The following is a 12,404-nucleotide window of genomic DNA, read 5'->3' on the forward strand; positions in this document are numbered from 1 at the left end:
CTATGATCCCGCTACTTTATCATCAACATTCAATGAAGTCCTGAGAAAAGGATGCAGCTACCCATTCCGTTGTTTATTGGCTTACGTTATAGCCAGAGTCGTAAAGGCCATGCCTTTTTATCATTTATAACGTTATTTTCCGTCACTGGGATCTTTTTAGGCGTGATGGCGTTGACGCTTGTCAGTTCGGTGATGAACGGTTTTGAAGGTGAACTGAAAAAACGTATTCTGGGCGTGTTACCGCATTTGGTGGTCAGTGTCGCGCCAACAGCCGAAACTGCTGCCACTGATTGGCCAGCGCTATTGCAACAGCAAGATGCACGGGTGCAAAGTGTCAGTCCGTTTTTGCAGGCCGAAGCGTTGGTACAATCAGCCAAGCAGTTGACGGGCGTGCTGTTACAAGGCGTAGATGTCGCGCAGTTGCCGCCATTTTTACAGTCTTCTCTGCAATTGGGCGATTGGCAGCAGTTTGCCGGCAGTAAATATCAGGTCATGTTAGGTTCGGCGCTGGCTGACAAACTTCAGGTGCGACCTGGCGACTCCGTGCGGTTGTTACTGCCTTCAGGCGGCAGTTATACCCCAATAGGCTGGATGCCACGGCAGCGTTTATTTACCGTGGCCGGCATTTTCGAAAGTGGCTCCGAAGTGGACAAAGTCACGGCGCTGGTGTTATTGCCTGATCTGATCCGACTGGTGCCTGGTGCCCAGCCGCAGTGGCGGTTGAGTCTGACCGACCCCTTTCTTGCCTCTGCCGTTGAGCCTAAGATTGCCGCTGTGGCTGGCGTCACGAGCGTCGTAGATTGGCGGCAAAGTCATGGCCGGTTGTTTGCTGCTGTGGCGATGGAAAAAGCCATGATGTGGCTGATGCTGCTGCTGATTGTGGCAGTAGCTGCTTTTAATATTGTGTCGGCACTGGTGATGATGGTGACCGATAAGCAGCGTGAAGTGGCGATTTTAAAAACCCAGGGTATGACCAGTCAGCAACTATTTCTGGTGTTTGCCGTGCAGGGTATGAGTCATGGCGTGGTTGGCGCTCTGAGCGGTGCTGTCGCCGGAGTGCTGTTATGCTGGCAAATCAACCCGCTGCTGGCCTTATTAAAACTGCAAGTGGTGCCTGGTATGGCATTGCCAGTGCAGTTACAGCCGCTGCAAGTGTTGCTGATTGTGTTGGCGGCTTTATTATTAACAGCGCTGGCGGTGATCTATCCGGCCTGGCGCGCTGTCCAGATTGAACCTGCTGAGATTTTACGGGATGAGTAGTGTGATGTTGCGTTGTATTGATATTTGCAAAAGTTACCGTGATGGCAGCCATGTCACGCCTGTGCTGCATCAAATCCAGTTGCAGGTGCCCAGTCACCAGATGTTGGCGATTGTCGGCAGTTCAGGCTCTGGCAAAAGTACCTTGTTGCATATTCTTGGCACTCTGGACCAGCCGGATAGTGGTGAACTCTGGTTGGCCGGGCAAAATGTGGCGACTCTTTCTGCCAGGCAAAAAGCGGCGCTGCGCAACCAGCAGCTGGGGTTTATCTATCAGTTTCACCACTTGCTGATGGATTTTACCGCGCTGGAGAATGTTGCAATGCCGCTGTTGATCCGCGGTGAGCAAGACCAGCGCGCCAAACAAGCAGCCCGTGTTTTATTAGAGCGGGTTGGTCTTGGTCATCGGGTTGATCACAGACCGAGTGAACTGAGTGGTGGCGAGCGGCAGCGGGTGGCTATCGCCAGAGCCATGGTGGGCAAACCAGGTTTAGTGCTGGCGGATGAACCGACAGGCAATCTGGATCATCAAACCGCCGAAAGCATTTACCAGTTAATGCGTGAGTTAAATCAGGAACTTGGCACCAGTTTTATCGTGGTGACTCATGATCGGCAACTGGCGAAAAAATTAGACCGGCAGCTGTGGATGCAAGATGGCCGGTTAGGGGAGCTGCATGGCTAGTTTGTCCTGGCAATTGGCGGGGCGCTACCGGCATACCCGTAACAGTAGTGCTTTTATCCGTTTTATTTCCGCGTCTTCGACCTGGGGCATTGGCCTTGGTGTCGCTATCCTGATCCTGGCGCTGTCGGTAATGAATGGTTTTGAAGCGGCGCTGAAAAACAAGTTATTATCGGTGATCCCCCATGTTGAACTGCTGGCCTATGACAAGCCGATTGAGCATTGGCAAGCCAAATTACCGGCCATGCTGCGTCAACCCGGTGTGATTGCCGGCGCACCTTATATTCAATCGGATGCCATGCTCAGGGCCGGTAGTAAAGTAAAAGCAGCCGGTGTGCGTGGTATTGAACTGGCGTATGAAGAGCAGATCAGCCAGTTACAGCAGTTTGTCCGTGCGGGTCAGCTCAATAGCCTGAGCGGTAACCAAATTGTGCTGGGCCAGGGTATTGCTACTGAGCTGGGCGTGGCAGTCGGCGATCAGATACAACTGATGCTGCCGCAATTATCCAGCGATGGCAGCTTAGCCAAACAACAGAATGTGGCGGTCGAAGTGATTGCAGTCGTCGGCATCGGTGGACAGCTCGATTACCAGCAAGTCTGGGTTGATTTAACGGCACTGGGTCAATGGTTGCAACTACCCGCTGGCGCAGTTGAAGGGCTGGCCTTTAAAGTGAATGATATTTTTGCTGCTGCGGATATAGCGCGTGAGCTTGGCAATCAGTCGCAGGATTATGTCTATATGCTGGATTGGACCCGCACTCAAGGTCATTTATATCAGGACATTCAACTGGTGCGCAGCATTTTGTATCTGGTGCTGGCGCTGGTGATTATGGTGGCCTGTTTTAATATTGTCGCCACTTTGGTAATGGCGGTGCGGGAAAAAGAAAGTGATATCGCTATTTTGCTGACGATGGGGACGCCGCCGGCTGTGGTGGTACGGGCTTTTATGTGGCTTGGTTGGCTAAACGGTATCAAAGGCACTTTGTATGGTGCTGTGGCTGGTGTGCTGTTGGCCTGGCAAATTGAAGCTATATACCAGTTAGCGAGTCAGTTATTTGGCTGGCAGTTGCTGGATCCGACTATTTATTTTATTGATTATCTGCCATCCAGGATTGAATGGTCCGATGTGGGGCTGACCGTCGGCGTGGCTTTGGTGCTGAGTTTGTTCGCCACTTTTTATCCGGCGCAGCGGGCGGCCAAAGTACAACCCGCGATGGTATTAGGTCAGCGCTGATGGCGACGTTGTTGCCAGCGGCGGCGGCTACGCCAGCGCCAGACTTGTTCCAATAGTAAAGCGGCAATGGCGCCGCTTGCCAGACCTGCCAACACTGAGCCGGTAAATAACGGCAGCGCCAGACTACCAAGCTGACTGGCCAGTGCAGTGGCATTTTGCTCCAGCAGTTGACTGGCACTGAAACCGTTGCCATCCGTAGCTGTCACCACCAAACCCAACTGGTAATTGCCGTAAAAAATCAGCGGCAGCGTCAGCGGATTATTCAGCCAGACCAAAGCCACCGACAAAGGTAAATGACCGCGTAAACCGATGGCTAAGCCGGCAGCCAAGACCATCTGAAAGGGGATGGGGAGACAGGCACAAAACAGTCCCACGGCGACAGCCGAGCGGGCTGAACGACGATTCAGCCGCCAAAGTTGTGGATTTTGTAGTGCAGGGCCGAATTTTTGTAAACTTTTATGTGCGCGTAATTGATCGGCATCCGGCATCAGGCGCTGGTACCAGCGAGGGGACATTAGTGAAATTTTCCTTTGGCGAGCTGTTGTGGCTTAGCTATGTGGTTGTTGTTGTCGTTGTTGTAGGCGTTTTTTCCAGGCCCGGATCACTCCAAGTCGCCATAAACCATCAATAATGAACCAGGATGCTGCCGAGACAAAAGCTGCGAAAATCAGACTTCCGACCAGAAATGGTTTGCCAACTGTGTTGATGCTGGCCAGTAACCATTCAAAACTTGCATTAAATTCAACATCTTGCGCCGGATGACCTAACACAAATAAACCAATGTTGTAGCAGATATAAAAAATCGGTGCCATGGTAAAGGGATTGGTTACCCAACACAGTGCCACGGCAATAGGAATATTCACCCGAAATATAATGGCAAGCGCCGCTGCCAGCACGGTTTGACCCGGCATGGGCATCAGGGCTGCGAATAAACCGGCCGCGAAAGCACCGCGGGCCGAGCGCCGGTGTAAGTGCCATAAATTGCCATCATGTAACAATTTGCCAAAAATCTTCATCGATTGATGATTTCTGATCAATTCTGGATCTGGCAGGTATTTTTTTATAAAGTTCTTAGCCATTACAACTCATTTACCGAAATGCAACATGGAACGGTTTTGTTTTGGTGTACTCGTGGCCGGACTCGGCACTTTATGGTTACCCATGTTACCTGCCTCCTGCTGGCCACTGGTCTTGCTGGCCGGATCCATGCTGTTACTCAAACAACCACTGCTGGCCGGTGCCGCTTGCTTTTTGTCAAGCCTGACCCTGCAGTATCAGCAACAACTGGACCTGACTTCACAACTTCTGGCGCAGCATAGCACAGAATATGCCGGAACAGTGGTCAGTATTCCACGTCAGTATGACGCGGGCAGCAGGTTTATATTACAGCTCAGTGAAACTGTAAAGGGCAAACCACAACTAGCAGCCGGACGTTTGTTACAGATCAACTGGCCAGAGCCGCCGGTCATCGTCAAGCAGGGGCAGCGCTGGCAACTGCAGCTTAAATTAAAAGCCATCAGAGGTCTGGCCAACCCCGGCACTGGCCATCGCGAAGCGCAGGCATTGGTTGAAGGAATTCTGGCACAAGGGACAGTCCTCAGCAGAGCCACTGCATCGCCAGCGGCCGGATCAGCCAGCATGGGGTCTGAACGTCAAGCGCAAGCAACATACCTTGGTGGTACTGCCGATTGGCGGCAGCAAGTTTATGATCAACTCAGTCGCCAATTACAACACCTCGATTCAGGTCCGTTATTAATTGCGTTAACTGTCGGAGAGCGGCCTTTTACCGACAGCCTCTGGCAAGGGTTACAAGCGACGGGTCTGGGCCATTTAATCTCTATTTCAGGCATGCATATTGCGCTGTTATTTGGCTGGTTAATGTTGCTGGCGCCGTTATGGCAGCGGCTGCTCGCTAGAGCGAGGCTGGCCAAAATGCTGGCATTATTACTGGCGCTGACAGGTGCCTGGGCATACAGCCTGTTGTCTGGTTTTGCCATTCCCACCATCCGGGCTTTGCTGGCACTGGGGTTGGTGGTGCTGTTACAACTGGCTTTGCATAAAGCCAGTGGCCGGCAAGTTTGTTTAGTGCTGACTGCGCTGTTGTTGTTATGGCAGCCGTTGTGGTTATTAAGTTTGAGTTTCTGGTTAACGGTCTGCGCTGTGGCCTTGGTGTTCTATTTGCAATGGCGTTATCCAGTCGGGCAATGCTATCCGATCGGCAGCCGGCATTGGTGGCAGTCACAGTTGTGGCAGTTTCTGCGTTATCAATGGTTATTTTGTTTGTTGATGCTGCCGGTGGGATTGTTGTTTTTTCAGGGCATAGCGCCACTGGCACTGTTATCTAATCTGTTATTTGTGCCCTGGTGCAGTTTGCTGGCGATCCCGTTGTTATTGATGGTGTTTGTGCTGGCGCAACTGAGCCTGCAGCCGTTGGATTATTGCTGGCAGTTGCTGGATTGGTTGTTTTGGCCTCTGCACTGGTGGTTACAGCAAGCCGCGACAGAAGGTTGGTGGTGGTCGTTACCACAACAACAAAGTTGGCTGGCGCTGGCGGCATTAGCGGCGGGTTTTGGCTTGTTACTGCCCAACCGCCGGTTGGCGCTGTTGATTGCAGCCTGGTTGTTATTGCCGTTATGGCTGCAACAACTACAACCAGCGCCTGCCAAAATGCATGTCATCGATGTGGGGCAAGGGACAGCGGTGCTGTTGCAGCAGGGTAAGTATGGGCTGTTATATGATTTAGGGCCGCGTTATGGCAGTTTTAGTGTCACGCAAAGCCAGGTGCTGCCTTATTTACGTTATGCCGGTATCCGGCAACTGGATTATCTGATCTTAAGTCATGATGACAGTGATCATACTGGGGATCCGGCGCTGATTAAACACCATTATCCGGCCGCACAAGTGGTCAGTGATAGTCCGCGCTTTGCGCCTGAGTTAAACTGCCGGCAACTCCCCGCGCAGTGGCAATCGTTCCGGCTGCAACAATTATGGCCCCCTTTGGATGGACGGGTCCGCAGCAAAAACGATAACTCTTGTGTGCTGTTGCTGCGCCATGGCAATTTTTCAGTGTTACTCACCGGCGATGTTGGTGTTGACGTCGAGCAACAGCTGTTGCGACGCTATCCGGGCTTAACCGCTCAAGTACTCATGCTAGGTCATCATGGCAGTCAAAGTTCAACTGCACTGGCGTGGTTGCAACAGTTAAAACCGCAACTGGCGCTCAATAGCAGTGGTTTTGGCAACCCATATCGGCACCCGGCACTGGCCGTGACAGCTAAGCTGCAGTTGCTGCAAATCCCATTGCTTGATACCGCTCATCTCGGTGCCTTGCAATTGCAGTTTCAGCCGGATCAGTTGCAAATTGATAGTTTTCGCCTGCGCAGGCAGGTGAAATGGCTGGAAAATCTGCCAGCAGGTGCTGAAACAGCAGACACAACAAGGTAGAATAGCCGCGTCTTTCATTGTCAGGATGCTATTTTGTCAACACAACAGAGTTCAGCTTCTACTTTCCGTCGTCTGTTATCCTATTTAAAACCTTATCGTGCCGGCTTCGTCGTGGCCATTCTCGGCATGATTGGTTATGCCTCGGTGGATGTGTTTTTTCTGTCGCAATTTGATCAATTTATCGACCGTGGCATCACGGCGCGGGACACAGCTTATCTGGCGCTGGCACCCTTTGTGGTGATTTTATTGTTTGTGCTGCGCGGTCTGTTTAACTTTATCGCCAGCTATTGCCTGAATTGGTCCGGTACTCATATTGTCAAAGATTTACGGCAGCAACTCTTTAATCAGATGATGGCGCTGCCGGTCAGTTATCATGATAAACACTCCACAGGGGAACTGATTTCCCGCATTACTTATGATGCCGAACAAATTAAACAAGCTTCCAGCAAAGCTTTAGTGGTGCTGATCCATGAAGGTGCTTTTGTCATTGGGTTACTGGCATTGATGTTTTACAACAGCTGGCAGCTCTCGGCTATTTTTCTGCTGATCGCGCCTTTGATAGCCGTGATTGTGTCTTATGTGTCGAAACGCTTTCGCAAACTAAGTAACAGTATGCAAGGTGCCATGGGGACAGTCACTTCCAGTGCTGAGCAGATGTTAAACGGCCATAAAGTTATTTTAGCTTTTGGTGGTAAAACGCTGGAAGCTGAGCGTTTTGCCAAAGTGAACAATACCAATCGCCGGTTGGACGTTAAATTAGAGTCGACCCGGGCACTGAGTGTGTCGGTGATCCAGATCATCGCTTCTTTTGCGCTGGCTTTTGTCATTTATCTCGCTAGCTTTCCTGAGATGTTAGATTCGCTGACCCCGGGCAAGTTTACTGAAATTATCACTTCGATGATGTTATTGCTCAAACCTCTGAAGCAATTGACCACCGTCAACAGTGACTTTCAAAAAGGCATGGCTGCCGCTGCGACTGTGTTTACGGTGTTGGATGAAAAAACCGAACAGGACCATGGCAGTATCGAACTGACCCAAGTGCGGGGTGAGCTTGAAGTGCGTGGTCTGACTTTTGCCTATCCGGGGCATGCCAATACCGTACTGCATGATATCAATTTTAAAGTGACCGCTGGGCAAACAGTGGCGCTGGTCGGGCGTTCCGGCAGCGGTAAAACCACTATCTCCAGTTTATTGCCACGGTTTTATGAAGTTGAGCAAGGTGAAATTTTGCTGGATGGGCAGAATATTCAGCACTGTACGTTGGCGTCGTTACGCCGTCAGATTGCGGTGGTGTCACAGCATGTGGTGCTGTTTAACGATACCATCGCCAACAATATTGCTTATGGCTATCAAGGTGAACTCAGCCGCGAGCGACTGATCGAAGTGGCGGAAAAAGCCCATGTGATGGAATTTGCCGGCCAAATGCCGCAGGGGCTGGATACTGAGATTGGGGAAAATGGTGTCACCTTATCCGGTGGTCAGCGCCAGCGTATTGCGATAGCCCGGGCTTTATTAAGGCAATCGCCAATTTTGATCCTGGATGAAGCCACCTCGGCGCTGGATACGGAGTCCGAGCGGAAAATTCAGGGCGCGCTGGATGAACTGTTGAAAAACCGCACCAATCTGGTGATAGCCCACCGTTTATCCACCATTGAAAATGCCGATCTGATCCTGGTGATGGATCAGGGCCGCATTGTTGAGCAAGGCAATCATGCTTCCTTGCTGGCACAAGCTGGTTATTATGCCACCTTGTATAAAATGCAATTCGGAGAGCAAGTGTGACCGCGCTGGAACGCAGCTGGTATAGCCGCCTGGGCTGGAGTCTGTTGTTGTGGCCGCTCAGCCTGTTATTTGCTGTAGTCTCGATGCTGCGGCGTTGGTTGTTCCGTGCAGGCATCAACACCGTGCATCAATTGCCGGTGCCAGTGCTGGTGGTGGGCAATATCACAGTAGGGGGGACTGGTAAAACGCCGGTGACCTTGTGGCTGTGTGATTATTTGCGCCAGCAAGGATTCAGACCTGGCATTATCAGCCGCGGTTATGGCGTCAAGCTGACAGGACCACGGCTGGTATTGACCAGCGACAGCGCGGCTGTCGCGGGCGATGAACCGCTGTTATTGGCCCAGCGCAGTGGTTGTCCGGTGGTCATTTGTCCTGATCGGGTTGCAGCTGCGCGTTTTCTGCTGGCGCAGACTGATTGTAATATGATTATTTCGGACGATGGGTTGCAGCATTACGCCTTGGGCCGTGATCTGGAAATCATTTTAATCGATGGCAGCCGCGGTCTTGGCAATGGCTGTTTACTGCCGGCCGGACCGCTGCGGGAAGGGGCCTGGCGCTTGGCTGGTGCTGACCTGGTGCTGGTGAATAGTCAACCACATCCGTTAAGCCCGCACGTGTTTAGTCTGCAGGCTGCAACTGCCCAGAGTCTGCTTGAGCCGCATCAGCAATTAGCTCCGTCAGCAGCTGTGTCGCTGGTGACCGGGATCGGCAATCCGGCCCGTTTTATCAGCACAGCTGAGCAGCTTGGTTATCAGCTGAAACAACAACATTTGTTTGCCGATCATTATGCTTTTACGGCAGCAGATTTTTCGACTATTGAAACTCCAGTCCTGATGACCGAAAAAGACGCCGTGAAATGCCGGCCTTTTGCTCATCCGGACTGGTTTTATTTGCCGGTGCAGGCGGTGTTACCTGCAGCGGCAGTCAGCATTCTTGCTGCCAAACTCAATCTGATCCGGAGTCGTTATGGCCTTTAATATTGCTTTGCTAGACATTATCGCTTGTCCTTTGTGTAAAGGACGGCTGAAGCTGGATAAACAAAACCAGCAATTAATCTGTACTTTTGATCGGCTGGCGTATCCGATTAAACAAGATATTCCGGTACTGCTGAGCAACGAAAGCCGTGAACTGACGCCAGCTGAGGTTGAACCATGGCTTTCGTAGTGGTGATCCCGGCCCGTTTTGCCAGTTCCAGGCTACCAGGCAAACCGCTGGCTGATATCGCAGGCAAACCGATGATCCAGTGGGTGTGGCAACAAGCCATCCAAAGTGGCGCCAGTGCTGTAGTGATCGCAACTGATCATCCGGCAGTTGCCGAGGTCGCGACCCAGTTTGGTGCCAAGGTACTGATGACCAGTCCTTTGCATAATTCAGGTACTGAACGCTTGGCTGAAGTGGTGCAGATGCTTGGCTTAGCAGCGGATACAGTGGTGGTGAATGTGCAGGGGGATGAGCCTTTTATTCCGCCGGCCATTATCCGCCAGGTGGCTGACAATCTGGCGCAACAACAAAAAGCCCGGATGGCGACGCTGGCTGTCCCTTTGACTTCAGCTACAGATGTGCAAAATCCGAATGTGGTCAAAGTGGTGACGGATCAGGCGGGTTATGCGCTGTATTTTAGTCGCAGTGTGATCCCCTTTGACCGTGATCAGGCTTTTAGCGCCGAGCTGGCGCAAATTTATCGCCGTCATATCGGTATTTACGCTTATCGCGCTGGTTTTATTCTGGATTATATCCGCTGGCCAGTGTCGAAGCTGGAGCAAATTGAATGTCTGGAGCAACTGCGGGTGTTATGGCAGGGCGAGGCTATTCATGTCGCCGATGCCCGGCAAGTGCCGCCGGTCGGGGTGGATACGCCGGCAGATTTAGCCCATGCCAATCAGCATGCCGCCACCTTGTCGATCCCGTCATGACGGCTACCTTCACTTTATTCGCCGAAGAAGCCGATTTTGTGGTGCTGCATAAATCGGCTGGTGTTAGTTTTCATTCCGAAGACGGTGCCGGGTTGGTGGTCCAGGCCAGCGCAGCGCTTGGTTATCCGCTTTTTGCCGTGCACCGGCTGGATAAAGTGACTTCAGGCTTGATTTTATTGGCACGCAGCAGTCAGGCTGCCGCTGAGCTGAGTAAATTATTCAGCCAGCAGCAGATTGAAAAATATTATCTGGCGCTTAGCCTTGGTAAAGTCAGTAAAAAACAAGGTTGGGTCAAAGGCGATATGGTGCCAGCCAGGCGTGGCGCCTATAAATTACTGACCAGTCAGCAAAATCCGGCGGTGAGTTATTTTATTTCGCAAGGTTTTACCGCAGAAAGTGGCCTGCCTGAACGCTGCCGTTTGTATTTGATTAAACCTTTTAGCGGTAAAACCCATCAGATCCGGGTGGCGCTGAAATCAGTCTCAGCGCCAATTTTGGGCGATGAGTTGTATCAGGCCAGTGCGGCAGATCGGGTTTATTTACATGCTTACGCTTTGAGTTTCAGTTATTTAGGTAAACTTTACCTGTACCGGCAATTACCTGAGCAAGGTCAGTTTTATCTGTTACCGGCCGTACAGCAGCAACTGGCCGCTGATTGGGCTGCGCCCTGGCAATTAACCTGGCCGCAGTATCAAAGGCCACAGCCGTTGGCGGAATAACCCAAGCGCTGCTTCCTTCGTTTTATGTAATGCTGGCGAGGCCAGTCTGAGATTTGTGATGTCCGATTATCAATTAAGATTTGCCGGTATAGGCCGGTTATATGGCGTGGCGGCGCTAGAGGCGTTTCGCCAGGCCCATGTTTGTGTGGTGGGGATTGGCGGTGTTGGCAGTTGGGCGGCAGAAGCGCTGGCGCGCTCTGGCGTTGGTGAAATCACTCTGATCGATCTGGATGATATCTGTATTTCCAATACCAATCGTCAGCTGCATGCGCTGACTGAAACCATAGGTCAGGATAAAGTCGCGGTGATGGCGGCGCGGATTTTACAAATTAACCCAGCTTGTATCGTGCATCAGGTGACGGATTTTGTCGCGCCGGATAATTTATTTAGCTTAATGCGTGCCGAATTTAGCTATGTGATTGATGCCATTGATGCGATTAAAGCCAAAACTGCGCTGATCGCACATTGCAAACGCAATAAAATCCCGCTGGTGACTATTGGCGGCGCGGGTGGGCAGTGGGATCCGACCCAGATTAAATTGACTGATTTAGCTCAGACCATCAATGACCCTTTGCTGGCGAAAGTGCGGAATAATTTACGGCGCGACTACAATTACAGCCGCAACGTTAAGCGTCGTTTTGGCATTGATGCGGTCTATTCAACCGAACAACTGAGTTACCCCAAAGCTGATGGGGGTGTTTGTCTGGCCAAACCGGAAGTCACAGATCCGACCACTCCTGTGGCGACGAGGTTGGATTGTAGTGGTGGTTTTGGTGCTGTCACTGTGGTGACTGCCAGTTTTGCCTTTGTCGCAGTCTCTCGTGTGCTGCGCAAACTGGCGGATAAAGCTGTGGCGGCAGGTGAAAGTGTCACCTCAGCGAGCGCTGCTGGTTAAGCTTGGCACTGGGATCAAGCGCTGAGCGCAATCCCAGCCAGCTGGGCCACTTGTTGCAGCACCGCCATCAGGCCATTTTGCCGCGATGGGCTGAGATTTTGCTGTAAACCCGGAATGGTCAGCAACTGGCGCAGCTGCAGTGCTGACAATTCGCTGCTGGTTTTGCCATTGATCTGACACAGCAACAGAGTGACAGTGCCTTTAATCAACCTGGCCTCGCTGTCAAAAGCCCAATAATGCCGACCGCTATGCTTATCATACTGATGTAACAACCAGGCTTTGCTGTCACAACCGGCAATCAGGGCTTGTTCGGCCTGCTGCATCTGGCTAAAAGCGGGTAATTGGTTGCCAAGTTGCATTAAGAGACGGTAGCGGCTTTGCCAGTCAGTTGGTTGTAACAACAAGGGCAGCTGTTGCTGCTCGATCTGACTTAATGCGGCCGCAGTTTCAGAAAAAAAATCAGTCAGATCAGTGTGCATTC

Annotated in this window: 13 protein-coding genes; 10 read left to right on the plus strand and 3 right to left on the minus strand. The window is 51.7% G+C overall.

What is annotated here, in order from left to right; all coding sequences use genetic code 11:
* Nucleotides 1-51: 51 nt before the first annotated feature.
* From AC53GJ_RS09545 to AC53GJ_RS09555, 3 genes are read left to right on the plus strand one after another with little or no spacing between them, the layout of a single operon-like run.
* Nucleotides 52-1,260, plus strand: a complete 1,209-nt coding sequence (locus AC53GJ_RS09545) for a lipoprotein-releasing ABC transporter permease subunit (protein WP_496732450.1) — start codon at nt 52-54, stop codon at nt 1,258-1,260.
* Entirely contained in the window at nt 1,253-1,939 is a 687-nt protein-coding gene (lolD, locus tag AC53GJ_RS09550) for a lipoprotein-releasing ABC transporter ATP-binding protein LolD (protein WP_496732451.1), read from the plus strand. Before AC53GJ_RS09545 ends, lolD begins: the two co-directional genes overlap by 8 nt.
* Nucleotides 1,932-3,170, plus strand: a complete 1,239-nt coding sequence (locus tag AC53GJ_RS09555) for a lipoprotein-releasing ABC transporter permease subunit (protein ID WP_496732452.1) — start codon at nt 1,932-1,934, stop codon at nt 3,168-3,170. Before lolD ends, AC53GJ_RS09555 begins: the two co-directional genes overlap by 8 nt.
* Here AC53GJ_RS09555 and AC53GJ_RS09560 read toward each other — a convergent pair.
* Complete coding sequence (locus tag AC53GJ_RS09560; RefSeq protein ID WP_496732453.1) at nt 3,161-3,685, minus strand: DUF2062 domain-containing protein; 525 nt, start codon at nt 3,683-3,685, stop codon at nt 3,161-3,163. The genes AC53GJ_RS09555 and AC53GJ_RS09560 overlap by 10 nt on opposite strands.
* A gap of 33 nt (nt 3,686-3,718) precedes the next feature.
* Nucleotides 3,719-4,249 carry a DUF2062 domain-containing protein gene (locus AC53GJ_RS09565; protein ID WP_496732454.1) on the minus strand — a complete coding sequence of 177 codons (531 nt, stop codon included), beginning with the start codon at nt 4,247-4,249 and terminating at the stop codon, nt 3,719-3,721.
* Nucleotides 4,250-4,274: 25 nt separating this feature from the next.
* Between AC53GJ_RS09565 and AC53GJ_RS09570 the strand changes: the two genes are divergently transcribed.
* The 7 genes from AC53GJ_RS09570 to tcdA are packed head-to-tail and all read left to right on the plus strand — an operon-like array spanning nt 4,275 to nt 11,923.
* The gene (locus AC53GJ_RS09570) at nt 4,275-6,614 is read left to right on the plus strand and encodes a DNA internalization-related competence protein ComEC/Rec2 (RefSeq protein ID WP_496732455.1); all 2,340 of its coding nucleotides are present in this window, start codon (nt 4,275-4,277) and stop codon (nt 6,612-6,614) included.
* Nucleotides 6,615-6,647: 33 nt separating this feature from the next.
* Nucleotides 6,648-8,396: a lipid A export permease/ATP-binding protein MsbA gene (gene msbA, locus AC53GJ_RS09575; RefSeq protein WP_496732456.1), complete on the plus strand. Its 1,749-nt coding sequence runs from the start codon at nt 6,648-6,650 to the stop codon at nt 8,394-8,396.
* Nucleotides 8,393-9,373: a tetraacyldisaccharide 4'-kinase gene (gene lpxK, locus AC53GJ_RS09580; protein ID WP_496732457.1), complete on the plus strand. Its 981-nt coding sequence runs from the start codon at nt 8,393-8,395 to the stop codon at nt 9,371-9,373. The genes msbA and lpxK overlap by 4 nt, the downstream gene beginning before the upstream one ends.
* Complete coding sequence (locus tag AC53GJ_RS09585; protein ID WP_496732458.1) at nt 9,363-9,560, plus strand: Trm112 family protein; 198 nt, start codon at nt 9,363-9,365, stop codon at nt 9,558-9,560. Before lpxK ends, AC53GJ_RS09585 begins: the two co-directional genes overlap by 11 nt.
* Nucleotides 9,548-10,309, plus strand: a complete 762-nt coding sequence (gene kdsB, locus AC53GJ_RS09590) for a 3-deoxy-manno-octulosonate cytidylyltransferase (RefSeq protein ID WP_496732459.1) — start codon at nt 9,548-9,550, stop codon at nt 10,307-10,309. The genes AC53GJ_RS09585 and kdsB overlap by 13 nt, the downstream gene beginning before the upstream one ends.
* The gene (locus AC53GJ_RS09595; protein WP_496732460.1) at nt 10,306-11,028 is read left to right on the plus strand and encodes a pseudouridine synthase; all 723 of its coding nucleotides are present in this window, start codon (nt 10,306-10,308) and stop codon (nt 11,026-11,028) included. The genes kdsB and AC53GJ_RS09595 overlap by 4 nt, the downstream gene beginning before the upstream one ends.
* A gap of 58 nt (nt 11,029-11,086) precedes the next feature.
* Nucleotides 11,087-11,923 carry a tRNA cyclic N6-threonylcarbamoyladenosine(37) synthase TcdA gene (gene tcdA / locus AC53GJ_RS09600; RefSeq protein WP_496732461.1) on the plus strand — a complete coding sequence of 279 codons (837 nt, stop codon included), beginning with the start codon at nt 11,087-11,089 and terminating at the stop codon, nt 11,921-11,923.
* Nucleotides 11,924-11,937: 14 nt separating this feature from the next.
* Here the strand turns inward: tcdA and AC53GJ_RS09605 are convergent, their stop codons facing one another.
* Nucleotides 11,938-12,402, minus strand: a complete 465-nt coding sequence (locus tag AC53GJ_RS09605) for a SufE family protein (RefSeq protein ID WP_496732462.1) — start codon at nt 12,400-12,402, stop codon at nt 11,938-11,940.
* Nucleotides 12,403-12,404 lie beyond the last annotated feature (2 nt).

This window comes from Rheinheimera sp. B2H12 (genome assembly GCF_059620065.1).

What these genes read in the sequence shown, in the direction of transcription:
- AC53GJ_RS09585 (WP_496732458.1), top strand. Translation starts at nt 9,363, where the DNA reads ATGGCCTTTAATATTGCTTTGCTAGACATTATCGCTTGTCCTTTGTGT.
- AC53GJ_RS09560 (WP_496732453.1), bottom strand. Translation starts at nt 3,685, where the DNA reads ATGTCCCCTCGCTGGTACCAGCGCCTGATGCCGGATGCCGATCAATTA.
- AC53GJ_RS09565 (WP_496732454.1), bottom strand. Translation starts at nt 4,249, where the DNA reads ATGGCTAAGAACTTTATAAAAAAATACCTGCCAGATCCAGAATTGATC.
- AC53GJ_RS09605 (WP_496732462.1), bottom strand. Translation starts at nt 12,402, where the DNA reads ATGCACACTGATCTGACTGATTTTTTTTCTGAAACTGCGGCCGCATTA.
- AC53GJ_RS09595 (WP_496732460.1), top strand. Translation starts at nt 10,306, where the DNA reads ATGACGGCTACCTTCACTTTATTCGCCGAAGAAGCCGATTTTGTGGTG.
- AC53GJ_RS09570 (WP_496732455.1), top strand. Translation starts at nt 4,275, where the DNA reads ATGGAACGGTTTTGTTTTGGTGTACTCGTGGCCGGACTCGGCACTTTA.
- AC53GJ_RS09545 (WP_496732450.1), top strand. Translation starts at nt 52, where the DNA reads ATGCAGCTACCCATTCCGTTGTTTATTGGCTTACGTTATAGCCAGAGT.
- lolD (WP_496732451.1), top strand. Translation starts at nt 1,253, where the DNA reads ATGAGTAGTGTGATGTTGCGTTGTATTGATATTTGCAAAAGTTACCGT.
- AC53GJ_RS09555 (WP_496732452.1), top strand. Translation starts at nt 1,932, where the DNA reads ATGGCTAGTTTGTCCTGGCAATTGGCGGGGCGCTACCGGCATACCCGT.
- kdsB (WP_496732459.1), top strand. Translation starts at nt 9,548, where the DNA reads ATGGCTTTCGTAGTGGTGATCCCGGCCCGTTTTGCCAGTTCCAGGCTA.
- tcdA (WP_496732461.1), top strand. Translation starts at nt 11,087, where the DNA reads ATGTCCGATTATCAATTAAGATTTGCCGGTATAGGCCGGTTATATGGC.